The sequence below is a fragment of the Schaalia odontolytica genome, assembly GCF_005696695.1.
GTDB classification, from domain to species: Bacteria; Actinomycetota; Actinomycetes; order Actinomycetales; family Actinomycetaceae; genus Pauljensenia; species Pauljensenia odontolytica_C.
This window is the reverse complement of sequence record NZ_CP040006.1, coordinates 651,502-676,358: the sequence shown is the minus strand read 5'-3', so window position 1 is coordinate 676,358 and position 24,857 is coordinate 651,502. Positions and strand designations below refer to the sequence as shown.

At 66.0% G+C, this 24,857-nt stretch carries 17 protein-coding genes; 8 read left to right on the top strand and 9 right to left on the bottom strand.

Annotated features, from left to right (window positions below; translation table 11 throughout):
- Positions 1-108: 108 nt before the first annotated feature.
- From iolD to iolC, 3 genes are all read right to left on the bottom strand, one after another.
- A complete protein-coding gene (gene iolD / locus FBF35_RS02915) occupies positions 109-2,016 on the bottom strand; it encodes a 3D-(3,5/4)-trihydroxycyclohexane-1,2-dione acylhydrolase (decyclizing) (RefSeq protein WP_060566540.1) in 1,908 nt (635 codons plus the stop codon).
- 22 nt (positions 2,017-2,038) lie between these two features.
- Positions 2,039-2,911, bottom strand: a complete 873-nt coding sequence (gene iolB, locus FBF35_RS02910) for a 5-deoxy-glucuronate isomerase (protein ID WP_060566539.1) — start codon at positions 2,909-2,911, stop codon at positions 2,039-2,041.
- Between the two features lie 73 nt (positions 2,912-2,984).
- Positions 2,985-3,950 (bottom strand): 5-dehydro-2-deoxygluconokinase, encoded by a 966-nt coding sequence (gene iolC, locus FBF35_RS02905; RefSeq protein WP_060566538.1) that lies wholly within the window; start codon positions 3,948-3,950, stop codon positions 2,985-2,987.
- A 190-nt stretch (positions 3,951-4,140) separates the two neighbouring features.
- Here iolC and FBF35_RS02900 point away from each other — a divergent pair, with 190 nt between their 5' ends.
- From FBF35_RS02900 to FBF35_RS02865, 8 genes are all read left to right on the top strand, one after another.
- The gene (locus FBF35_RS02900; RefSeq protein ID WP_060566537.1) at positions 4,141-4,908 is read left to right on the top strand and encodes a GntR family transcriptional regulator; all 768 of its coding nucleotides are present in this window, start codon (positions 4,141-4,143) and stop codon (positions 4,906-4,908) included.
- A gap of 110 nt (positions 4,909-5,018) precedes the next feature.
- Complete coding sequence (locus FBF35_RS02895; RefSeq protein ID WP_060566536.1) at positions 5,019-6,095, top strand: transaldolase family protein; 1,077 nt, start codon at positions 5,019-5,021, stop codon at positions 6,093-6,095.
- 94 nt (positions 6,096-6,189) lie between these two features.
- On the top strand, positions 6,190-7,179 hold the full coding sequence (iolG, locus tag FBF35_RS02890) for an inositol 2-dehydrogenase (RefSeq protein WP_060566535.1): 990 nt from the start codon (positions 6,190-6,192) through the stop codon (positions 7,177-7,179).
- Positions 7,180-7,254: 75 nt separating this feature from the next.
- Positions 7,255-8,250, top strand: a complete 996-nt coding sequence (locus tag FBF35_RS02885) for a LacI family DNA-binding transcriptional regulator (protein ID WP_060566534.1) — start codon at positions 7,255-7,257, stop codon at positions 8,248-8,250.
- Between the two features lie 134 nt (positions 8,251-8,384).
- The gene (locus tag FBF35_RS02880; protein ID WP_060566533.1) at positions 8,385-9,578 is read left to right on the top strand and encodes a Gfo/Idh/MocA family protein; all 1,194 of its coding nucleotides are present in this window, start codon (positions 8,385-8,387) and stop codon (positions 9,576-9,578) included.
- A gap of 34 nt (positions 9,579-9,612) precedes the next feature.
- Complete coding sequence (locus FBF35_RS02875; RefSeq protein WP_060566532.1) at positions 9,613-11,271, top strand: MFS transporter; 1,659 nt, start codon at positions 9,613-9,615, stop codon at positions 11,269-11,271.
- 138 nt (positions 11,272-11,409) lie between these two features.
- A complete protein-coding gene (gene iolE, locus FBF35_RS02870) occupies positions 11,410-12,336 on the top strand; it encodes a myo-inosose-2 dehydratase (protein ID WP_060566531.1) in 927 nt (308 codons plus the stop codon).
- 176 nt (positions 12,337-12,512) lie between these two features.
- A complete protein-coding gene (locus tag FBF35_RS02865) occupies positions 12,513-13,253 on the top strand; it encodes a sulfite exporter TauE/SafE family protein (RefSeq protein ID WP_060566530.1) in 741 nt (246 codons plus the stop codon).
- A 45-nt stretch (positions 13,254-13,298) separates the two neighbouring features.
- Here FBF35_RS02865 and FBF35_RS02860 read toward each other — a convergent pair whose 3' ends face one another.
- The 6 genes from FBF35_RS02860 to FBF35_RS02830 form a co-directional block, all read right to left on the bottom strand.
- Positions 13,299-14,687, bottom strand: coding sequence for an alpha-L-fucosidase (locus tag FBF35_RS02860; protein ID WP_060566529.1), 1,389 nt, complete (start codon positions 14,685-14,687; stop codon positions 13,299-13,301).
- On the bottom strand, positions 14,684-15,508 hold the full coding sequence (locus tag FBF35_RS02855) for a carbohydrate ABC transporter permease (protein ID WP_060566528.1): 825 nt from the start codon (positions 15,506-15,508) through the stop codon (positions 14,684-14,686). The genes FBF35_RS02860 and FBF35_RS02855 overlap by 4 nt, the downstream gene beginning before the upstream one ends.
- A complete protein-coding gene (locus FBF35_RS02850; RefSeq protein ID WP_060566527.1) occupies positions 15,501-16,484 on the bottom strand; it encodes a carbohydrate ABC transporter permease in 984 nt (327 codons plus the stop codon). Before FBF35_RS02850 ends, FBF35_RS02855 begins: the two co-directional genes overlap by 8 nt.
- Before the next feature lie 142 nt (positions 16,485-16,626).
- On the bottom strand, positions 16,627-17,880 hold the full coding sequence (locus FBF35_RS02845) for an ABC transporter substrate-binding protein (RefSeq protein ID WP_241772552.1): 1,254 nt from the start codon (positions 17,878-17,880) through the stop codon (positions 16,627-16,629).
- Positions 17,881-18,172: 292 nt separating this feature from the next.
- A complete protein-coding gene (locus FBF35_RS02835; protein WP_060566526.1) occupies positions 18,173-21,601 on the bottom strand; it encodes an ATP-dependent DNA helicase in 3,429 nt (1,142 codons plus the stop codon).
- 19 nt (positions 21,602-21,620) lie between these two features.
- Complete coding sequence (locus FBF35_RS02830) at positions 21,621-24,806, bottom strand: UrvD/REP family ATP-dependent DNA helicase (protein WP_060566525.1); 3,186 nt, start codon at positions 24,804-24,806, stop codon at positions 21,621-21,623.
- Positions 24,807-24,857: the final 51 nt, after the last annotated feature.

Here is a 24,857-nt window from a genome sequence, read left to right as displayed (position 1 = left end):
CACAGTTTCACGGAGCGTTTCACGACGAATGCCGACGCGCACCACGAACAAACACGTGAGGGGCGGCCCCAGATTTCTCCGGGGCCGCCCCCTCACGCGCTCAGCTCATCACAGGTAGTGACGCTGCGGCTTGCGATCGCGCTGGTAATCCTCGTAGGCGCGCTGCGTGGACTCGAGCGCGGAAACCTGCGAGATCGCCACGTCCCACCAGGAGGATCCGGGCGGGTTGGGGCCCATCAGGTCGGTCTCGATGTGGATCATGGTCGCACGATCCGAGGCGGCGGCCGCCTTGTATGCCTCCTTGAACTCCTCGATCGTGTGGACCTCGAGCACGTCGATGCCCCACGAGCGAGCGTTCGCCGCGATGTCCACTCCAGCGATCGTGTCCGTATCCTCCAGGTGCGACCCTTCTCCACGCTGGCGGTACTTCGTGCCGAAGCGCTGGGAGCCGCGCGACTCAGACAGGGCGCCAATCGACGCGAAGCCGTAGTTCTGCAGCAGGACGTAGATGACCTTAATGCCCTCCTGGGCGACCGTGGCCAGTTCCATCGGGAGCATCTGGTAGGTGCCGTCGCCGACAATCGAGACGACCTCGGATTCGGGGCGAGCCAGCTTGACGCCCATGGCGGCCGGAACCTCGTAGCCCATGCAGGAGAAGGCGTATTCGACGTGGTACTGGACGGGGGTCTTCGCCTGCCACAGGGCCTGCAGGTCTCCGGGCATCGAACCGGCGGCGTTGATGACCACGTCCTCGTCACCCATGAGCTCGTTGAGCGCACCGAAGACCTCGGTCTGCGCGGGCAGCGGGGCGTTGCCCACGTGGTAGCACTGCTCCACCTTGGCGGCCCAGGCCTCGCGCTCGGCGGCGATCTCGGCGGTGTAGGACTCATCGACGCGGTAGTCGGACAGTTCCTCGGTCAGTGCGACGAGGGCCTCGCGCGCGTCGGCCACGACCATCTCTGCGCTCTGCTTGGCGGCGTCGAAAGGCGTGATGTTGATGTTGACGAAGGAGACGTCGGGGTTCTTGAACTGCGTCTTCGAGGCCGTCGTGAAGTCGGAGTAGCGCGTGCCCACGCCGATGATCAGGTCAGCCTTGTCGGCGAGGTGGTTGCCCGAGTCGCCGCCGGTCGAACCGACGCCACCCACGGAGCAGGGGTGATCGCAGTTGATGGCACCCTTACCGGCCTGCGTGTCCGCCACCGGGATGCCGGTCGCGGCCGCGAACGCGCGCAGCTCCTCCGAGGCCTCGGAGTAGATGGTGCCGCCGCCGGCGATGATGAGGGGACGCTTGGCGGCGCGGATCTTGGCGACCGCGCGCTCGAGTGCGGCGCGCTCGACGGGAGGACGGCGCACGTGCCACACGCGCTTGGCGAAGAACTCGACCGGCCAGTCGTAGGCCTCGGCCTGGACGTCCTGGGGCAGGGCGATCGTGACGGCACCGGTTTCAGCCGGGTCAGTGAGGACGCGCATACCGTTGAGCAGCGAGGGGATCAGCTGCTCGGGACGATTGATGCGGTCGAAGAAGCGAGAGACGGGACGGAATGCGTCGTTGACGGTCACGTCGAGCGAGGTCGGATCCTCAAGCTGCTGGAGGACCGGGTCCGGGATGCGGGTCGCGAACTGGTCGGAGGGGAAGATGAGGACGGGTAGGCGATTCGTCGTCGCCGTGGCGGCACCCGTGACCATGTTGAGCGAGCCCGGGCCGATCGACGCGGTCGTCATCCAGGTCTGCAGGCGGTTCGTCGTCTTGGCAAATGCCGCGGCCGCATGGACGGCGCCCTGCTCGTTGCGGGGCATGATGTAGGGCATCGGGTTCTCGCCCTCGGCGGGCGCGATCTCGTTCTGCAGCAGGGCCTGACCGATGCCTGCAACGTTACCGTGGCCGAAGATGCCGAAGGCGCCCGCGATGAGGCGGTGCTCGACGCCGTCACGCTCGGTGTACTGGTTGGACAGGAAGCGAATGATTGCCTGTGCGACCGTCAGGCGCACGGTTCCCTTGTAGGCTTCTTTGCTCATGGGTGATCCTTTCGGGGCTGTCTTACTTGTTCATCGGGAGACGGGGGTCCACTTCCTGGTGTTCCCAGGTCGCGCGGATCCAGTGGTGGGCCGGATCGTCGGGGGCTAGCCACACGAGGTCCTCGTTCGGGCCGGCCATGACGTTCAGGTAGTACATGTCGTAGCCGGGGGCCGCGACGCAGGGGCCGTGGTAGCCGTGGGGCACGAGGGCGACGTCACCGTCGTGAACCTCGCAGCACAGGTCGATCGGGCGGCCGGGGCTGCCGTAGGTGCGGTGCAGGCCGAATCCCTTGGAGCCCTCGGGGCCGTCCTCGATCTCGAAGTAGTAGATCTCTTCGAGCTCACGCTCGTCCTCAGAGTCCTGCTCATGCTTGTGGGCCGGGTAGGAGGACCAGTTACCGCCGGGGGTGATGACCTCACAGGCCAGCAGGTGGGAGGTGGTGACGCCCTCGACGGCCAGGGAGTAGTTGTTGACCTGGCGCGAGCAGTCGCCGGCGCCGCGCAGGTCGACGCGGACCTGGCTCTTGGGATAGTAGGCGACGGGGATGTCGCGGGTGGCGATCGCGGAGGGGAAGGCGAAGCGGCCACCGTCGGCCGAGGTGATGGTCAGGCTCTTGCCTCGCCCGACGTACAGGTAGTCGGTGACACCGGAGAAGACGCCGCGACGGCCCTCGAGCTCGTAGGTCTGCCCGTCGACCTCGACGGTCGCGCCGCCGGCGAGGGGCAGCACGAGGAGCTCGGCCTCGCCGGTCTCGACGATCTGGGAGGCGCCGGCCTCGAGGACCAGGACGCGCAGGCCCGAGAATCCCCAACCGGCGCGCTGGGGGTCAATGTCGACGGTGAAATTGCCGTGGCCGGAGGAACCGGCGGGAACGTAGATATCGGGAAGAGTCATCGTAGTCTCCTGAAAGTTGGGCATCGGTGCCGTTGGGTGAAAAGGGGGACGAGGCTGGGGCGGGTCGGGTGGGTTACGGGAGGCCCCCCGTTTCGACGAAGGTGCTCAGCTGCTCAAGGGTGGGCATGGCGGTCGAGCATTCGATGTGCAAGCACACGTAGGCTCCCGCGGCCGAGGCGTAACGGATCGTGCGCTCGAGGTCCCACCCTTCAACGAGGCCGTGAATGAGTGCGCCTCCAAAGGCATCCCCCGCACCAAGCCCGTTAACGACGTCCACGTCCCAGGCATCGACCCACACACGCTCGTCGGCGGTCTTAGCGAGGGTACCCTTGGGCCCCTGCTTGACGATCGCGAGTCGAACGCCGCGCTCGAGGAGGGCATCAGCAGCGCCTTCGGGATCGGAGACGCCGACGGCCATCTCGCATTCCTGGCGGTTACCGACGGCGACGTCCACGCGGGACAGAACGGCTGCGACGCGCGAACGCGCCTGAGCCATGCCGCTCCACAGGTTGGAGCGGTAGTCAAGGTCGAGGATCGTGACGCCATTGGAGCGGTCGCGATGATCGAGGGCGCGCAGGTGCAGGCCGAAGGAGGAGTCGCGCGACAGGCCGGTCACGGTAAACCAGAAGATCCCGGCGCGCTCGACAGCGTCCCAATCCACCTGATCCTCCCCCAGCTCCAGGTCCGGGGCGCTGGGTTCGCGGTAAAAGTAGAGCGGGAAGGAGTCCGGCGGGAATAGCTCGGCAAAGGTCACGGGGGTGTGGAAGTCGCGCACGGTGACGACATGATCGGAGGAGACGCCGAGGCGCTCCAGCTCCCGGGTCACGAAACGGCCGAAGGGATCGTCCCCCACGCCGGTGATGACGCCGGCACGGTGCCCGAGGCGCGCGGCGGCGACGGCGACGTTCGTCGGGCTGCCGCCGAGGAACTTTCCGAAGGTCTCGACGTCTTCGAGGTGGGCGCCAACTTGGAGAGGAAAAATGTCAATACCGGAACGACCCATTGTCAGAATGTCGACATAGCGGCGCTCGAGAGACATGGCGCCTCCTTCCTCTCCATTGGGGTGGCCCGTAAACCTTTCGCTCCAAGGATGCACCATCAGCAGGCAATCGTCAAACTTTGTCCATACAATATGTAACAGCGCGTCATACTTCCTCCTGACATCAACGCTGATACTATGTAACCGTATTTAATTAACACTGCCATCGCGCCGCACACGAAGGTTTGACATGTCCAAAGCATCGACCACCTCGGAGAACACCCCCTACGTTCCGGACATCACGCTGGACCGCTCCTCCCCCGTGCCGCTGTACTTTCAGATTTCGGAGCCCATCGCACAGCTCATCAACTCCGGCGCCCTGCCCGCGGACACGCGCCTGGAGGACGAACTCTCGATGGCTGCGCGCCTGCACGTCTCCCGCCCCACGGCACGACAGGCGCTCCAGCGCCTCGTTGACCGCGGCCTCCTGACGCGCCGCCGCGGCGTCGGCACGATCGTGTCCCCGCGCCACGTCCACCGCCCCATGGAACTCACCTCCCTCATGCGCGACCTTGTCAACGCCGGCCACAAGGTCCACACGACGATCCAGCGCTACGAGGCGCGCCCGGCCAACGCCCAGGAAGCCGACGTCCTCAAGATCACCGAGGGAACCCTCATCGTTCACATCGAGCGCACGCGTTTCGCCAACGACGAGCCGATCGCAGTGCTCACCAACTTCATCCCGACGGACATCGCGCCGACCATGCAGGAGCTCGAGTCCGCGTCCCTCTACGACCTGATGCGCGAGCGCGGGGTCACCCTGGCCTCGGCCCGCCAGGTGATCGGCGCCCGCAGCGCGACAACGAAGGAAGCCAAGCTCCTGTCCGAGCACCGCGGCGCCGCCCTACTGACGACTCAGCGCACCACCTACGACCCCTCGGGGCGCATCGTGGAGTACGGCAACCACATCTACCGCGCATCGCGATACTCCTTCGAGGCCAGCCTTTTCGCCCAGTGACAGGGTATTGACACTTTGTCCTAACAAACTGTTGACAGGCGGATGCGCTCGCCGTAGACTTATTCCCGACGGAGAAAGTCGAAAGCAATCACAAAGGAGTGCTTCCCGCCATGTCCATCGAGTACACCCCCGGCCCCCTTCTGGACGCCGCGCGTAACACGCCCACCGCCCTGTGGAACGATTCGTCGGATCCGAGCGAGCTGGCGCAGTCCATCTCCTTCGGTGGCGTCGGTGCTACCTGCAACCCGACCATTGCCTACACCTGCATCAACCAGCGTCGCGACGTGTGGCTGCCCCGCATCGCCGAGCTCGCCAAGGAAATGCCCGAGGCTACCGAGTCTGAGATCGGCTGGCAGGTCGTGCGCGAACTGTCCCTTGAGGCCGCCAAGCTCCTCGAGCCCATCTTCGAGGCCGAGAACGGCCGCAACGGCCGCCTGTCCATGCAGACGGACCCGCGCCTGGCCCGCAGCGCCAAGGCCCTGGCCGACCAGGCCGAGGAGTTCCACAACCTCGCCAAGAACATCATCGTGAAGATCCCCGCCACCTCGGTGGGCGTCGAAGCCATCGAAGAGGCCACCTACCGCGGCGTCTCCATCAACGTGACGGTGTCCTTCTCCGTCGCTCAGGCCGTCGTCACCGGCGAGGCCATCGAGCGCGGCCTCAAGCGCCGTGAGGCCGAGGGCAAGGACACCTCCCAGATGGGCCCGGTCGTCACCCTCATGGTGGGCCGCCTCGACGACTGGATCAAGGAGGTCGCCAAGCGCGATCGCCTGTTCATCGATCCGGGTCACCTCGAGTGGTGCGGTGTCGCCGCCTTCAAGCGCGCCTACCAGGAGTTCCAGAAGCGCGGCCTGCGCGCCCGCATGCTCTCCGCCGCTTTCCGTAACGTCATGCACTGGTCCGAGTTCGTCGGTGGCGACGTCGTCGTCTCCCCGCCGTTCAAGTGGGCCAAGCTCATCAACGACTCGGACTACAAGGTGGAAGAGCGCATGGACATCCCCGTGCGCGAGGACATCATGAAGACCCTGCTCTCGATCCCCGAGTTCGTCCGCGCCTACGAGCCCGACGGCATGACCCCGGAGGAGTTCGACACCTTCGGTGGCACCGTCCGGACCCTGCGCGGCTTCCTGCAGGCAGACGCTGACCTCGACGCACTGGTGCGCGACGTCATTATGCCCGCTCCGTGATCCACTCGGTGACCCCGCACGTCGCGTGTGGGGCCACCACCGGTCACGGTTTTCTGCTGCCCAGTACACCCCTCTCACCTAGAAAGAAGCAAAGATGCTCAACATTGCCGTTATCGGCGCCGGCCGCATCGGCCACGTCCACGCCAAGACCATCGCCGCCCACCCCGGCGCCACCCTCGCCCTCGTTGCCGATCCGTTCGGTGACGCCGCGCAGAAGCTGGCCGAGGTCTACGGCGCCCACCACACGACCGACGTTGATTCCGTCTTCACCGACGAAGGCGTCGACGCCGTCGTTATCGGCTCTCCCACGCCGCTGCACATCCCGCACCTGCTCGCCGCCGCCAAGGCCGGCAAGGCTGTGCTGTGCGAGAAGCCGATCGCGCTGGACATGAAGGACGTCGAGGCCGCTCGCGACGAGCTGGGCGCTGTGTCCGTGCCCGTCATGTTCGGCTTCAACCGCCGCTTCGACCCCTCCTTCGCCGCGGTTCACGCCCAGCTTGAAGAGGGAAAGATCGGCGACCTGGAGAACCTGCTCATCATCTCGCGCGACCCCTCCGCTCCCCCGGCTGAGTACGTGAAGGTCTCCGGCGGCATTTTCCGCGACATGACCATCCACGACTTCGACATGGCCCGCTTCTTCCTGGGCGACATCGTCGAGGTGCACGCCTTCGGCCAGAACTTCAACGAGGAGATCAGGGAAGCCGGCGACTTCGACGCCGCCGTGGTCACCCTGAAGAACGCCGCCGGCGTCGTCGCCACCATCGTCAACAACCGCAAGTGCTCGGCCGGCTACGACCAGCGCCTGGAAGCCCAGGGTTCGACGGGCACGCTCAACGCGGACAACATCCGCGCCACCACCGTGCGCCTGTCCAACGCCGAGGTCACGGATGCGGCCGAGCCGTACCTGGACTTCTTCCTGCAGCGCTACGCGGACGCCTACCGCCTTGAGCTGACCGCCTTCATCGACGCGGTTGTCGCGGGCACCAAGCCCACGCCGTCCATCGACGACGCGATCGAGGCTCTGCGCCTGGCCGAGGCCGCCACGGAGTCGGCAAAGACCGGAAAGCCCGTGTCGCTCGCCTGATAGCGTCTCGAAAGTCCCGGCGGGGTTCCCTCCCCGCCGGGACTTTCGTATAGTGTGCGAGTAAAGGAGGTGGCCATGGCCGCACGCGAGCGTCCCGTGACGCAGTCCGACGTCGCCAAAGCGGCGGGCGTCTCCCGAGGCCTCGTCTCTCAGGCACTATCCGGCGGTGGTCGCATGAGCGAGGCGACGCGCGCCCACATTCGCGACACAGCACAAAAACTCGGCTACTACCCACATTCCGCAGCAGCCGAGCTGGCTGGTGGACATTCGAAGCGCCTCGTCCTCATTCTCCCGTACCTGACCAACCCGTATTTCGATGAGCTCTCCAGCAACCTGCGCGTTGCGGCATCCGCGCGCGGCTACTCGCTCATCGTGATGGTGTCGGACCTGACGAGGTCGTCTCAGGTCGAGCGCGACACGATCGCCGAAGCGATCGGAATGCATCCCGCCGGCATCATTTTCATCGGCACGTCGCAGTCGACCGACGAGCTTGTCACTTTGTCGCGCCGCGTCACGGTCTGCACGCTGGATCGCAGCGTTCCTGACGGCACGATCTGGGCGGTTCGAATCGACGAGGCCGCAGCAGCCCGGGCCATCGTCTCTCACCTGCTCTCACAGGGATACCGATCCCTGTGCTACCTCTCCCCTCCCCCGTCTCACCGGGAGGCCATCGTGTTTGAGCGCGTTGCACAGTGCCGGCGAGCAGCTGCGCGCGAGGGCATGGACCTGCTCGAATTGGATGGCGCCGACGTGGAGGCGTCGGTCGCGGCCGCGGCACAGATGCCGACTCCCGCGCTGATTGCCTTTAACGACATGGTCGCGACGCACGCCGCGACCGCCGCTTACCGCCACGGCCTCGTCCTCGGGAGCGACCTGGGCATCGTCGGCTACGACGACATCGACCTGGCACGCCGCCCCGGCTTCGAGATCTCGTCGATCAATCAGAATCCCCAAAAGCTCGCACAGGCGACCGTCTCATCGGTACTCTCTGCACCCTCTCATGAGGCGACGACTCTGAGCACTGTTCCCCGTCTCATCGTGCGTCAATCTTCGACTCGACGAGGTGCCTAGCCCTTTTCGCATGTCACCCCTTGTCCTCCCCTTGTCAGGACAAAGAAATTAGGCTAGAGTTTGTCATGCCAAATGGTAACGCGCGTTTTCAGAGCCGATACGCGCCTTCCCCGCAATGTAGCAAGGAGCAACCTATGACAACACGAAAGCCTCTCGGCATCGGTGTCATCTCTTTGGGTTGGATGGGACGCCTTCACTCGCGTGCCTACGCCAACGTCACGAAGCATTTCCCCGACCTTGAGGTCGCGCCCCGCCTGGTCGCGGCCGCCGACCCGGTCCCCCAAGCACGCGAAGACGCTCTCGATATCCTCGGATTCGAGCGCGCGTACGAAGACTACCGAGACCTGCTCGCCGACCCCGAGGTCGACGCAGTCTCCATCGCCTCCCCCAACTTCCTGCACCACGAGATCGCCATGGCTGCGATCGAGGCCGGCAAGCCCTTCTGGATCGAAAAGCCGATGGGCGTGAACGCCGCGCAGTCCCGCGAGATCGCGCTTGCCGCCGAAAAGGCGGGCCTGGTGAGCGCCGTCGGCTTCAACTACCGCCACACGCCGGCCATCGAATACATGCGCACCCTCGTGCGCGACGGCTCGCTGGGCCGCATCACGAACGTGCGCGTGTGGTTCATCGCCGACTACAACTCCTCGCCGCTCTCTCCCCTCACGTGGCGCGCATCGCGCGAGAAGGCCGGCGCCGGTGTCGTGCCCGACCTGATGAGCCACGGAGCGGACCTGGCCCAGTACGTCGTGGGCCGCATCGACTCGGTCAGCGCCATCACCGATACCTTCATCAAGGAGCGCCCGATCCCCACGAAGATGGGTGTGGGCCACTCCGGCTTTGAGATCGGCGACGAGGTCGGACCGGTCGAAAACGAAGACTACGTCGCGGCACTGGTGCGCTTCGACAATGGTGCCGTCGGCACCCTGGAATCGTCTCGCGTCAGCGTCGGCCCGCGCGCCGAATACGTTGTCGAGGTGTACGGCACCGAGGGCAGCGTGCGCTGGAATTTCGAGCGCTTCAACGAGCTGGAGGTATGCATCGGCGACGGTGGCCCCACCCACGGCTACACGCGCGCCATGGCCAACCCGGCGTGGGGCCAGTGGGCTCACTTCCAGCCCGCCATCGGCACCTCGATGGGCTTTGACGACATGAAGGTGATCGAGGCGCAGCAGTTCCTCTCCTCGATTGCCACCTCCACCCAGCTTGCCCCCTCAGCCGCGGACGCGTGGTGCGCCGCGGAAGTCGACGAGGCAGTGGTGGCTTCCGCAGCGGACGGTGCCTGGCACACGGTCCCTCGCGTGTCGGCCCCCACCACCTTCGATCGGTAATTACCCTGTTCCAACAACGTAGTTAAGGAATTCCATGTCCAGCAAAAACCTGTCGCTCACGACGGTGACACCAGCTCAGCTGCATGACGCAGTTGAGAAGACACCCGCGTCCGGGCCCCGCCGTGGCGTTTTCGCCATCGCTGCCGTCGCCACCCTCGGCTCCCTGCTCTTCGGTTACGACACGGGCGTTATCTCCGGCGCGCTGCCCTACATGTACATGCCCTTCGGTGCTCACGGCCTCGGCCTGACGGCTCTGGAAGAGGGCGGCATCTCCGGCGTTCTCCTCCTCGGCGCCGCATTCGGCGCCCTGTTCGGTGGCATCATGTCCGACCGCTGGGGCCGTCGCCACAACATCACGCTCCTGGCGATCCTGTTCTTCTTCGGTGCCGTCGGCAACGCCATCTCCCCCAACGTGTGGGTGATGTACATCTTCCGCGCGATTCTCGGCTTCGCCGTTGGTGGCGCCTCCGCCACGGTTCCGGTCTACCTCGCTGAGACCGCGCCCAAGCGTATCCGCGGTGCTATCGTCGCCGTCGACCAGCTGATGATCGTCACCGGCCAGCTCCTGGCCTTCTCAATCAACGCGCTCATCGCCACGATGCGCGGCGGCCCCGAGCTGACCGTCACCGCTGACCCCTCCGGCCTGCTCCCCGCCGAGTACATCGGCCAGACGATCAACTTCGACACCCTTGCCCTCATGCAGGCCTCGCGCGGCGGCACCCTGAGCACCGCGCAATACCACGAGTTCCTTTCGCAGCTGACCGTCACGGCAGGCAATGGTGACACGTGGCGCTACATGATCGTCCTGTGCTCGATCCCTGCCATCGCCCTGTGGATCGGCATCCGCCTGATGCCCGAGTCCTCGCGTTGGTACGTGGCCAAGGACCGCCTGTACGAGGCAATCGGCGCTCTCAAGCGCGTGCGCAACGAGGCCGTCGATGGCCCCATCGTGGATGAGCTCAAGGACATCGTGGCCGTCCACCAGGCCGAGACTGCCAGCGAGCACAAGGGCTTCGGCCACGTGTGGCGTACCCCGTGGCTGCGCAAGCTCATGATCGTCGGCATCTTCCTGGGCACGACCAACCAGCTGACGGGCGTCAACACCGTCATGTACTACGCCCCCAAGGTCCTGCAGTACGCGGGCATGGATACGTCCTCCGCGATTATCGCCCAGGTCGCTAACGGCGTCATGTCCGTGGTCGGCTCCGCCCTCGGCATCTGGCTGATCCTGAAGTTCCGCCGTCGTCAGATCCTCATCGCGGACGTCATCGGCGTGGGCATCTGCCTCCTCACGATCGCCGCGGTCTTCCAGTTCATGATCGCCCCCTACATGAACGCGCAGCAGACGCCTCCGGCGTGGGCCGCTTACGTCATCCTCGGCCTCATGGCCGTGTTCATGCTGATCGTTCAGTCCTCGAACGGCACGATCGTGTGGACCATGATGGGTGAGATTTTCCCGAACAACGTCCGTGGCGTCATGAACGGCACCGCCGTCTTCTGCCTGTGGATCGTCAACGCCATCGTCGGCTGGACCTTCCCGGTCATGATCGAGGGCCTGGGCGGTGGCCTCACCTACACCATCTACGGTGTCGTCAACCTCGTGGTTGCCGTCATCCTCTACCGCGTGATGCCCGAGACCTCGGGTAAGTCGCTGGAGGAGATCGAGAAGGAGATGGAGGAACGCTTCTCCTGATCGATGAGGCGGGGGCGCTGGGGCGTCCCCGCCCTCCTCTAACCCCTTGATTTGTCTGAACAAACATCCATTTTCTGCTAGAATCACTGACACCGGCACACTGGCCGATGCAACACCGCGACTCATAGGAGAGCTGCAATGACTCACGTCTACGATCCCGCAACCGCGATCAACGACCCCAATGGCATCACCTGGGGCATGCACCCCATCGCATGGCGCAACGACGACATTCCCGAGGTCGGCGAATGGAACACCATCGACGTCATGTTCGACGACCTGGCCGAGGCCGGCTTTGCTGGCACCGAGGTCGCCGGCTGGTACCCCTCGAAGGAAGAGACGAAGGAAAAGGCCGACGCCGCGGGCCTGAAGATCGTCGCCCAGTGGTTCTCCAGCTTCATCGTCCGCGACGGCGTCGAGGCTGTCATCCCGGACTTCCGCACCACCTGCGAGTACCTGCAGTTCCTGGGCGCGACCCGCGTTGTTGTCTCCGAGCAGACCGGCTCGGTGCAGGGCGTCCGCGACATCTGCATCTTCGAGAACAAGCCCGTCCTCAAGGATGAGGAGTGGCCGGTCCTGGCCGAGGGCCTGAACAAGCTCGGCGAAATCGCCCACGAGTACGGCCTTGACCTGGTCTACCACCACCACCTGGGCACCGTCGTTCAGACCAAGGACGAGACGCTGCGCCTGCTCGAGCTGACCAACCCGGACAAGGTCTCCCTGCTCTTCGACACGGGCCACGCATTCGTGGGCGACGGCGACGTCATGGGCCTGCTGCGTGGCGCAATCGACCGCATCAAGCACGTGCACTTCAAGGACGTACGCCCCGCCAAGATGGAAGAGTCCCGCCAGGCCAAGCGTTCCTTCCTGGATTCCTTCCTCGCCGGTATGTTCACGGTTCCCGGCGACGGCACCATCGATTTCACCGAGCCCTACGCCTTCCTCGTTGAGCACGGATACAAGGGCTGGATCCTGGTTGAGGCCGAGCAGGATCCGAAGATCGCTCCTCCGCTCGAGTACGCGCACATCGCACGCGACTACGTGAAGGGCACGCTGCTGGGTCAGTGAGCAGCTTCGCGCGGTTCCTCAACTTCCCGCGCGAATCATATGGGGGTGGAAGCGACTCGTTCGTTTCCACCCCCGCTGCTCTCCAGCGGCGTGGCACGCAACATGCTGCGCGTGACGTACGCTCCCACTGAGGTGGTTCGGCGTAATTCTCTCTCCCTAGCCTGCAAGGAATGCTCATGGATCTGTCGACGCTGACCGCCCTCACCTGGGTCGCCCTCATCGCGGCCGCAGCCCTCACCGGGCTGGCGAAGACCGCCGTGCCCGGGCTTGCCTCAGTCGCTGCGGCGCTCTTCGCCCTGGTGCTGCCCGCGAAAGAGTCGACGGGCGTCATGCTCGCCCTGCTCCTCATCGGTGATGCGATCGCCCTGTGGGCGTACCGGCGCGACGCAAATACGGCGGTCCTGCGGCGTCTCGTCCCGTCGGTGCTGGCCGGCGTGGGGCTCGGGGCTCTCCTGCTGGCGGTGACCACGCAGGCGCAGATGCGCCGTGCCATCGGAGCAATCCTCCTGCTCCTCGTCATCGTGACGCTCGCCCAGCGCCGTTGGGGGCCTCCGCGCGTCAGCCAGGGGCGCGTCGCTCGAGCCGCCTACGGGACGCTCGCGGGTTTCACGACGATGGCGGCGAACGCGGGCGGGCCGGTGACCTCCATGTACTTCCTGGCCTCACGCTTTTCGGTGAGCGAGTTCCTGGGCACCACGGCATGGTTCTTCTTCACGGTGAACGTCATCAAGGCACCCTTCACGATCGGCATGGGCCTGCTACGCCTCGAGCACTTGCCCCTCATCGGGCTGCTGGCACCCGTTGTCCTTGCCTGCGCGTGGGCGGGGCGCCGCCTGGCAACCCGCATCCCCCTGCGCATCTTCGAACCCCTCGTCATCGCGACGACGATAGTCGCGACGCTGCCGCTGCTCCTTTAAAAAAGTTGTCGGCGCGAGCCCAAGGCCCGCGCCGACAACCTCATCTCAGGCCCGTGGGGCTGTGATGACCAGCGGCAAAGCATCGCCGCGAGCATCGCTCGGAGGCTGCTCCCCCGCCTGCAGGGTCAGGCTCTGCCCATCCCACGAGCACGTCGCGCCCGGCGTCAGAATCGTGGAACGCGAGTAGTCGAATCCGCTCGGCAGACCCGACACCTGCATCACGGACGCATCCGCCACAACGGCGACGTGGTCCTCGTGAACGAGGAGGCGGACCCAGGCCTCGTCTCCTGCGGACTGCGCGGTGACGACCTCGAAGTCCTTGGCCGACAGCGCACGCACGCCGCGCAGCTCCTCGCCGTACAGGTCATTCCAGGCACCCAGGCCCTCGAGGCACTCACGCTGCTCGCGCGGGATCGTGCCATCGGCACGCGGACCCACGTTAAGCAGGAGTCGCCCACCGCGCGAGACCACGTCCACCAGGTGACGGACCGCGGCCGCGCCACTGAGGTACTGGTGCTCGCCCTCTGCACGGTTGTAGCCGAAGGACAGGCCGACGCCTCGACAGTTCTCCCACGGCTTGCCGCTCGTCTCAGAGTCGCCCATGTGCTGGTATTCGCTGGTCAGGTAGTCCGCGTGGACGCCGCCGTAGCGGTCGTTCGTCACACCCTCGGGGCGCGCCGCGTAGAAATACTCGAAGAGCGTCCCCAGGCCGTAGGGGCCGAAGTCCTTCCCCTCGTCCGGCCAGTCGATGTCATTCCAGATGACGTCGGGCTGGTAGCGGTCGATCAGGTCGCGCACGTGCACGAAGCAGTAGCGCGCGTAGTCGGCGTCCTTCGGGCGGCACAGGTCCTTGCAGTCGTCCTCGGAGAGGATCGGACGCGCGGGCCGGTAGTGCCAGTCCAGACCACCCGAGTAGTACAGGCCGACCCGCAGGCCCTCGTCGCGCGCGGCGTCCGCGAAACCGGCCACGAGGTCTGTGCACGGGCCTCGGCGCACGGTGTTGCGCGTGCCCGTCTCAGGGGCATCCCACAGGGTCACGCCGTCGTGGTGCTTCGTCGTGAGCACCGCGTAGCCGGCACCCGCACGGTGGAAGAGTCGCATCCACTCAGCCGGATCCCACGCGTCGGGGTCCCACGCATCCAGGAACGCGTCGTACGAGGCCGACCCGTACAGGTCCTTGTGGCGCAGCGCGGCCGGGGAACCCGGGATACGAATCGTGTTGAAGTACCACTCCGCGTAGGAGTTGTGGGTGAACCAGGCCTCCCAGTCCTCCTCGACACCCAGCTCCCCGTGGTCCTCGGCCCACGCGGGGACCGAGTAGGGACCCCAGTGGACGAAGATACCCAGCGGGGCGTCCTCAAACCACTGCGGGGTCGGGCGGGACAGCGCACTCCAGCGCTCGGTATCGGTCATCGTGTCACTCATGTTCGTCATCGTCCTCCGAAGGCGCCCAGGGTGACGCCCTTTTCCAGCTGCTTCTGCAGGAACACGACCAGCAGGATCGACGGGATCGTCGTCATCGTCACCGCGGCCATCAGCGGGCCCCAGTCGGTGCCGCGCTCACCCGAGAACATCTGCAGGCCCAGCGGGATCGTCGCCAGCGACGAATCGTTAACCACGATGAGGGGCCACAGGAACGCGGACCAGTAGTCGATAAACGCGAACACGCCCACCACAGTGATCGGAGCCTTGAGCAGGGGCAGCAGGATCTTCGTCAGGATCTTCCAGTCGCTGCAGCCGTCAATACGAGCCGCCTCCTCGAACTCGAGGGGAAGGGACATGAGGAACTGCCGGATTAGGAACGCGCCGAAAGCGCCGAACGCGAAGGGCACGATAAGGGCAAAGTAGGAGTTCACCAGGCCCATGCGCTGCATACCGATGTACAGCGGGATCACGAGGACTTCCTGGGGCAGGACCAGCGTGCCCAGGAACAGCATGAACAGGTGATCGCGACCCCTGAAGCGCAGACGCGCGAACGCGTAGGCGGACAGAACCGACACGACGACCACGAGGGCCGCACCTGCCAGCGAAACGATGAAGGAGTTGAGGACAACTCGGCCAAACGGAATAGAGTTAAGAGCAGACGGATAGTTATCCCAGGCGATTCGACTGCCGGTCGGACTCAGGCTGAAGACCTCTGTTGTGGGCTTAAGGGAGGTCGCGACCATCCACACGAAGGGGAACAGGAAACCGACCGCGATAATCCCGAGCAGGACAACCGAAATGATCGTGGAAAGACGCTTCTTGTTATGCATCGTAATTCACCCACTTCTTCTGGCCAGCGAACTGCAGGGCCGTCACCGTCATAACAATCACGAAAAGCACCCACGCCATCGCGGACGCGTAGCCGAGCTTGTCGAAAGAGAAACCGTTGCGGTACAGGGCCAGCACGATCGTGTTGGTCGCCTCGCCCGGGCCGCCCAGCGTTAGGAAGTAGGGCTGAGCGAAGACCTTGAAGGCGCCGATGATCGTCATGACCGTGCAGAAGAAGACGGTCGGGGAAATCATCGGGAATACGACCTTGAAGAAGCGCTGAACGCCGTTGCAGCCGTCGATCGTCGCGGCCTCGAGCACCGAGGTATTCAGGCCGTTGAGGCCTGCCGTGAGCACGACGATGTTGTAGCCCAGGCCCTGCCACAGGCTCATCATGAGCAGCGAACCCATCGCAAGAGCCGGGTGGTTCAGGAAGGGGATGTGCTCGATCCCGAAGACGGCCAGGGCCGAGTTGACCACGCCGTTGTCGGAGAGCATGAGGCGCCAGATCAGCGCGTTACCGACCATCGGCGTGACAACCGGGATGAAGAAGATGACGCGCAGGACGCGGCTGAGCCACTCGGGAACGCGCTGGAGCCAGTAGCTCAGGCCGATCGAGATCACCAGGTTCAGCGCCGTGTAGCAGGCGGCGAACACGACGGTGTTGCGCATGACCGTCCAGAACGCCGGGTCCTCGCCGCTGAGCATGCGCCGGTAGTTTTCCACTCCGATGAAGCGGCCGCCGCCGAAGATCGACCAGTCGTAGAAGGAGATCACGAGGGACGCGATCAGAGGCAGGACGATGAAGAGAAGGAAGCCCATCATTCCGGGCGACAGGTAGACGAGGGCGCGCAGGCCATCGCCCCGCCGACCCTCAGCGCGCGCGGAGTTTTTGCCGCGCTTGGAGGCCTTCGCCTCCCCCGCGCCCGCCGCGCCCGAGGGCGCCTCGCGACCGGGTTTCACAGTGTCAACGCTCATAAGCTATGCACACCTTTCCGTCGAATGTCAGTGGGTTCCACAGTCCCGCTCACGCCGCCGTTAGCGCTAACGGAAAGAAACCCACGAAACGAGGCCGGGGAACCGAGAAGGTAGCCCCGGCCTCGTTCATGGTGAGCTGGGATCAGCCAGCGGAGTTCTGCAGATCGGTGAGGATATCCTGAGCGGTCTTGGTGCCGCGGAAGCCCTCAGGCGAGTACTGCTGGAAGGACGTGTTGATCTGGTTCCACGTCGTGGTCGTCACCAGCGGGGTGCCATTCTCAAGGAGGACGCGAACAGCCTCGGCGCTGTCCTCGGGCTTGTTGGCCGCCCACTTGTCCATCGCGGACTCGACGGAGGGGACGGTGCCCTGCTTGTCAGCAACGGTGCCGATGACCTCGGGGGTCACGAGCTGCTTCAGCACGTCGAAGGCCGCCTGCTTGTCCGGGCAGGACTTCGCGATACCAAAGCCGGAACCCTGGATGACCGCACGGGGCTGACCCGTGGGGGTCGGAATAACGGCGACGCCGAGCTTATCGCCCAGCTCCTTCTCGAAGGAGCCGTACATCCACGGGCCGTCCACGATCATCGCAGCGGTGCCGGAGGTGAAGGCGGTCTGCGCGGGGCCATCGTTGTCGGCGGCGTTCGGGGCAACCGCAACCTGCTCCTTGTGGACCAGGTCAAAGGCGAACTGGACGCCCTCGACAAACTTGGGATCCGTCAGGGTGTTCTTGCCGTCCGCAGAAACCTGGCCGCCAAAGGCGATGCCGAAGTCGCCGGGGGCGTTGCCCAGGAGGAGCGGCTTGACGGCCATGCCGTACTTACCATCACCCGTCAGGGCCTTGGCATCCTTGAGGAACTGCTCGGTCGTGTAGGAGGTCGAGGGGGCCTGCAGGCCAGCCTTCTCGAACATTTCACGGTTGTAGTACAGGACGTCGGGCTCAGCGTCGTAGGGCAGAGCCAGAACATGTCCGTCCACCGTCATACCCTGCATCATCGCAGCGTTGTAGTCGGAGGCCTTGATGCCGGCGGCTTCCATGTAGGAGTCGAGAGGCTCAAGCAGGCCGGACAGCTCCTGCGCACGGGCGGCCTGCGTGGTGAGGATGCAGGGCGCGTCCGAGGCAACCATACGGGTCTTGACCTTGGTCCAGTAGTCGTTGAAGGCGGGGCCGTCGAAGGTCAGGGTGAAGTTGGGATCCTTCTCCTTGGCCGCGTCGACGAAGGACTGCCACTGGGCGCGGTCGTTGTCCGTGGAGACCCAGGTGTACATCTGGTGGACCTGGTCCGAGCTAGCACCACCGCCAGAGCTGGCGCTTCCCGAGCCGCACGCACCTGCGAGCAGGGCGAAGGCCGAGGCGGTCGCACCGAGTGCGAGGTACTTGGAGATAGTGGGGCGCACGCTGCGCTCCTTCCTTGTCAGGGGCACCGGGGTTCCGTTGATCGCGTTGCCTCTCTGTAACGCGACTCCGGGAACGTTCCCGAAAGTGCCGTCTCTCGTCATTGAAATTGACAGGACAACTGTACCATCCTCTGAGCAGGGCACACAAGGGAGAATTGCGCATTCGCCACAGGGGGCGATTAAGTCTGACGAGCCTGTGAAGGCTTTTGAGGGCGAGGATGACAGGCTTTGCAAGCGTTTTTGTCAAACCCTTGTCAGCCTGTCACCCATCCAGTTTGAATAAACAGGGATTTTAAAAATCCAAAACATGGCGCAGCGCCTCGTCCAGGGACGACGCCCCCGTCCCCAGCATGGCCTCGAGGCTCTCGAGCGTGTGGTGCGAGGGGCCCGCCAGGAAGGCGACCATCGCGCCCACCTCGGATGCATCCACGCCCATGCGGGTCGCCCACGCGCGCTGGTACAGGCGCAGCTGAGTCACGAAGTACGCGACCTTGTCCGGCTTGGTCGTGGCGGTCACCGGGCGTCCGCTCTTCCAGTCGACGACCAGGTAGCGGGGACCATCGCCGCGCACGCGCTCGAACACGGCGTCGATGCGGCCCTGGACGGACACGCCGCCTACCTCCACCGAGAAGGCCTCCTCGATCGCGACGGCCCGGTAGTCCGACAGCTCGTTCGCGACAAAGGCGCGGAAGTTCGCGCGCAGCCGCTCCAGGCGCTCGCGCTCACCGTCCGTCAGCAGGGCCTCGTCCGCCGCGTCGTCACCGCCGGCGAGCGCGGCATCCTCACCCGCACCCACCTCGTTACCCGCGGTGATCTCCGAGGCCGGATCCGCGCTCGCGAGGTGAAGCTCGCGCTCCACCCACGCATGAAACGCGGTGCCCAGCGCGGAGAACGAGCTGGGACGAGTCGGCATCGGGCGCCGCATGTCGCGCGCGAACTCATCAGCATCCTGAAGGAGGGCCGACACGGACGTCGCGGGAACACGCTCGGCCCATAGGTCCACAACCGGCGTCTCCAGGCTGAGGTGATACTCCTCAATGAGTGCGACCGTATCGCGCACCGCGGGGTTATCCCCCAACTGTGCCAAGGCCTCGTACACATCCTGATCCTGAGGCATCGCGTCGATCTGAGCCTGCACTGCTGCAGCGGCAGCCGCAACGCGCTGACGCGAGGGGCCAGGCGCCTGTGGGAAGGTCTCGAACACCCGCGCAACCGCGCCCTGCTCACTGCCCTCCTCGGCCTGAGGGACAGGCATCATCAAGCACCTGCCCTCCCCCACCGAGGACTTCACGGCGTGGTCACGCCACCGCCCGTTGGACCACATCTGCGGGTCTTCAATGGCACCGACCGTGCCCGACGAGGCGCCAGGCGTGTGCTCGAAGAGCTGGGCGCTGGCATCCATCAGATAGCGCGATGGATGCGTCACCTTCTTATTGAACCCAGACGTCCAGGAGCCCACCAGCAGCTGAGCGCTGCGCGCACGTGTCATGGCCACGTAGGCCAGGCGACGCTCCTCACGCTCCGCGTGCTCCCCGAGGGAAGCACCGTACTCGCCCTCCAGCCACTGCTTGAAGGCAGTCGACGGATTCTTTGCCCCCTCAACGTCGAACTCAAAAGGCGGCAGATCTGCTCGATCCCCTCGCAACGGATGCGGCAACGAGCCGGCGTCGGTCACCCAAGCCTTGTTCGCGGGAGGATCATCCGTCCACGGCCGGCTCTTGCTCTTATGCAGGGGGAACGAGCCATCGGCCAGCCCAAACACCACAACCCCATCCCATTCAAGGCCCTTCGAGCCGTGGACGGTCAGGATCTGCACGGCGTTCGGGTCCGGCTCGCCCAGCGGAGCATCCAGCCCATCCTCACGTTTCTCCGCCATGTCCAGATACGCCAGGAAAGACCCGAGGGACGCACCCGGAGTCTCTTGCTCGTAGGCAGCAGCCACAGAAATGAACTCATCGAGCGCCGCACGCCCACCCATCGACAGCGGATCCGCAATCACATCATCCAGGGTGCCCATGATGAGGATCGCCCGCTCCACCTGCTCGGTGATCGAACGCCCCACCCCCTCACGGACCTGACGCAGGCGCTCAGCCAACAGGCGCACGCGGCGCACCGCCTCCTCGCTGATCGCAGGCCGCCCCTCGGCCGCCCACCCGGGCTTCGGAGGGGAATCCACCGCATCCAAAAGGATCGCCTGATGAGGGTTAACGCCCTCCTGACGTGCCAGGAAACGCGCCCAGTCACCCAGCGCCATCAGGTCGGCCGCGCCCAGGTCAATACCAGCCAGCAGACGAGCCAGCCACGGGGATGCCTCCACGTCGTATGCCAGTTCCAAGGCGGCGCGCACATCCTGCACGGCAGGCTGATCGAGCAGCCCGCCCAAGCCCACAATCTCCGTGGGGATGCCAGCCTCACGCAGGGCATCGTCGATCAACGGAAAGTCCCGACGCTGCCTGCTCAACACGGCGACGCTGCGCCGCTTGCCGTCCTTAACCGGCTTCGAGCGCACCCGCTGCACGAAATCGACCATCGCGCCGAGCGCCTCGTCGTAGTCCTGCGTGAAAGCAATGTCGACGGCTCCGGGCCCCGCCCCACCCCTGGGAACCAGGACGGGGGACTGCGCCTTGAGCTGCTGCTTGCCCACCTGGAAGGAGGGCACCTCACGCAGGGGCGCCGCCACCCTGTTCGCAGCATCCAGGATCGACACGTCGTTTCGCCAGGCAGTCGACAGGGTGAGGGTCTGCCTCTCCTCCGTCTCACCCGTCTGGAACCGATCCAAGAAGGACTCAAGGGACGAGGCCGAGGCTCCCCTCCAACCGTAAATCGCCTGATTCGGGTCTCCCACTGCGGTGACCGCATGATCTGCGAAGAGCATTGACAGCAGGTCCATCTGGATCACCGAGGTGTCCTGGAACTCGTCGAGCAGGACCGCGCGGAATTCCTCGCGCAGGGACGCACGAACCGCCGGTGCCTCGCGCACGATGCGCGTGGCCAGAACCAACTGATCGGAAAAATCCAGGACGCCCATCTCGCGTTTTCGCTGCTGGTAGGCGGCGATCGGACCCAAGAAGGCGATGCGACGCGAATTCACGTCCATGGCCTTGCGAGACTCCTTGTTCCCGCGCCCCACCTGCTCGAGCTCGCGCCCAAACTCCTCCAAGACCTCGCGCGCACGCTCCACCGTGTAGCCATGCTCCGCAATTTCGCCCGCGAGGTGCAGGACCTTTCCAACGACGCCAGCCGGGGTGAGCTCATCATCCAGGTCGGTGGGCCACGACTCAACGATCTGCGTCATGAGGTCGATCGCCCCGGCCTCGGACAGCATCGAAAAGTCCGGGTCGATCCCGATACGCATCCCGTGCTCGGACACGATGCGTTCGGCGAAGGAGTTGTAGGTCAGCGCCACCGGGTCCTCGTCGAGGCGCTCACGCAGCTGGGGCATCTCGCGAGAGAGCAGTCGGATTCGCTCACGCAGGCGCTCCCCCAGCTCGCCGGCGGCCTTGCGCGTGAAGGTGAGGCCAAGGATCGACGACGGGGTCAGGTCCGGATGGTTCGCCAGGAGCCAGAGGACCCGCATCGACATGGTCTCGGTCTTGCCCGACCCGGCGCCCGCCACGACGAGGAGCGGGCGGCGCGGAGCCTCGACCACGCGCACCTGCTCGGGCGTCGGCGTCTTCGTCGCGTCAACGATTGCCTGGATCTGCAGGGCACCAAGATTCATCGCTCTGTCCTTTTCCACGTCACTCCACCACCTTGTGGCCACGCTCGCGTGCCGGGCACAGCCGATCGAAAGAACAGTACGCGCAGGCCGCATCCGAGGGACGCGCCTCAAAGTAGGGGCCTCTCGCATCCACCGCGACTGAGCGGAGCTTATCGTGCCAATCCTCCAGGGCCTGCCCCTCAAGGCGCGGCTGATCGAAATACTTCAGCTTATCGTCGCCAAGCAGGGCAATGCGCGCTCCCGCGACCCTCTCGCCCGAGGCAAGCAAGGCCATCTGGTACGCCGCCAGCTGCGGATTATCGGGGACGGTCTTCGCCGAATATCCGCTCTTTCCGGTCTTCAGGTCGGTGACGCGCACCCCCTCGTCGACGTGCTCGAGGCGGTCCATCCGGCCCCGGATGGTCACGCCCTCAACCTCGGCCGACACCGTCTGTTCCACCGTGACCTCACCGGGTACGCCGACGACGTAGGAGGCCAGGTTGTTCACGATGTCGCGGGCGTGCCGGTCGGCGACACGCCCCGCCCACGTGTCCAGGTTGTAGCCCAGCTCCTCGATGCGAGCCTCGAGTGCCTCGGTGAGTTCCTCCGGCGTGCCGTGCGGGTGTTCCTCGGCCACGGCGTGAATCAGGGTACCGAGGCTGGCTGCCGCGTTCGATGGGCCATCCGCTCCGATCGTAGTGAGGAACCAGCGCAGCGGGCACGCCAGCGCGCGCTCGAATTGCGAGGGAGACAGCGTGAGCTCACCCGCGTACTCCGCGTCAGTCGTGGGCGTACCGCCCGCCCCCAGCCACCGCTGCGGCTGCGCAGAGAGTACGTCTTCGCGCGCCATCAGAGCCAACAGAGTGGCGGCAAGCTGAGCGTCGGCCGGATCGTCAGGGTTCGCCGCGCGCGCCCGCAGGTCCGCGATGTGACCGGACAGGGACAGCGGTGCCTCCACCGAATCCACCGGCACAATGTCATTTTCTCGATGCGTGCCCGCCAGGCGCGCAACCAGATCGAAGAAGACCGAAGGCGCGGCGTCCTCCGAGCGCACCGCACCGGCGTGCACGATGCTGCGCGAGCGCGTCACGGCCGCGACGAAGAGGCGATACTCGTCGTCCGTCACCGCGCGCCGAGCTGCCCTCGTCGAGTCGATGAGCTCCTCGCGCCCATCCTCGCCCACGGCGACGCGGCCCGCACCCACGTCCGCGAGAAGGTCAGCGCGCAGGATCCGGTCGCGCAGGCGCAGGTTCGGCCATGCCCCATCCTGCAGGCCAGCGAGGACGACGACCTGCCAGTGGCGACCCATCGCCTGCGCGGGGGTGAGGACCTCGACGCCGCCCGGGCGCACGCCCACGCGTGAAATCGTGTCGATGGGGACCGAGCCGGCCAGCAGCTCCGATGCGAAGCCCACGGCGGAGCCGGCGGGGTTGCGCTGCTCCCACACGTCGGCCACGCGCAGGAGCGCCACGACGGCGTCCAGCTGATCGTCGTACCAGCCCGACGAGTCATCCGAGGCGATGGCCCGCGAGCGCCACTCGCTGGCCACCCCGGACGCCTCCCACAGGGACCACAAGCGCTCCTGGGGGCGCGCACTCCCGCTCATACCCAGCTCCCACAGGCGCGCGGCGGTCTCGAGTGGGCGCGCGAGCATTGCGGCGGCGCGGGCCCGTTTGCCGCCGGCCTGCTCGGCCTGCTCGATGACAGGCCTCCACGCCTGCGGGTCACTGACAAGGTCGGCAGCCGTCAGCGGGATCGGCGCGGTCTCGTCTCCGGCCTGCTCCGCGGCCTGGGCGCGTGCGGCGTTCAGGCGGCGCAGCAGCCGGTGGACCGCGAGCGCGTCGGCGCGCACGAGGGGCGAAGGCAGGAGGCGCTCGGCGAGTTCGCGGCGCACGGCCACGTCCGTGTCGCTCTGGCCCGTCGGCATGGTCACGAGGTCCAGGAGCAGGCGCGTGGTCGGCTGTGTTGCAAAGTCGAAGGCGCGACTGCCTCCCGCGACGGGCACGCCGCCGCGCTCCAGGTAGCGACGTGTCTCGGCGACCATCGAGGAGCTGCGCACGATGACAACCTGCTCCGAAAAGTCGATGCCATCATGCAGGTGGTGGGCCCGCAGGGCACGCGCGATGAGGGCCCCCATCTGCGAGGGCGTGGCGCCCAAGTGGGTCACCAAAGTGCCCTCAGGAGCATCGTCCGCAACGTCGGCCTCGCGCCGGGCGGGCGATCCGGACTGGGCGATGCGCGCGCATGCCTGGCGCGCCAGCTCCCGCACGGCGCGGGACATGTCGTAGACCTGGCCCAGCTCAGCGATCTCGACACCAAGAGCACTGGCAAGCCTGCGGTCCATGTGCGGCTCGCCGCCGCGATACCCAGCCACGGCCACGTCGGAATCCGAGAAGGCGACGATCCGGGCACCCGCGTCGCGGCAGGCCTCCAGCAGCCTCAGCGTCGAAGGCGTGCAATCTTGCAGGTCATCGATGATCACCACGTCGGGCACCGGGCACGGCGCCTGCACGCCGCGCTTCGGCGCGTCCTGCTCCCACGCGTCGATCAGATCGGCCGCGAGCGCCTGGATACGCGACAGGTCCACGCGCAGGGTGCGCGGATACTCCGGGGAACGCTCGGGCCCCTCCTCCAGCGCAGCAATGATCGCGCCCGCGCCCTGCCACTCCGGACGGCCGAACCGGGCCCCGGCCTCGGACAGGGAGGACGCGTCCATCCCGGCCTCGCCCGCGCGGGCCACCAGGTTGCGCAACTCCGCGCGGAACGCCGGCATCGCGCGCATCTGCGGGCCAATGTCCTCGGGCCACGGTGCCTCCACGGACTCCAGGGCCTCGGCGAGCATCTGGTCCTGAGCCGCGCCCGTCACCAGCTCGACCCCCTCCAACGGCACGTCGCGCTGGGTGCGCCACGTAGCCACCACCTGATAGGCAAAAGAGGCGGGGGTACGCACCGGGCGCACCGAATCCGGGCCAAGCGCCTGCGCGCGCGGGGTCAGCACGTCGGCGCGCGTGCGATCGGGAGCGAGAATAAGCGCGGAGCGGCCCTGGGAGGCCGCCTCCTCGAAGACGGCCAGGGCACACGTCGAGCGGCCTGAGGACGGGGCGCCGCGCGCAATCACGTCACCCAAGCGCACCGCGTCCACAACCGCACGCTGGCGCGCGTTCAGCTCCGGCAGACGCCACCAATCGGCGCTGCGGCTGCGCAACCTGACCTGAATTTCGCTCATAACGCAATACTCGCAGACCCCACCCACATCTGCGGCACATATGATGGCCAT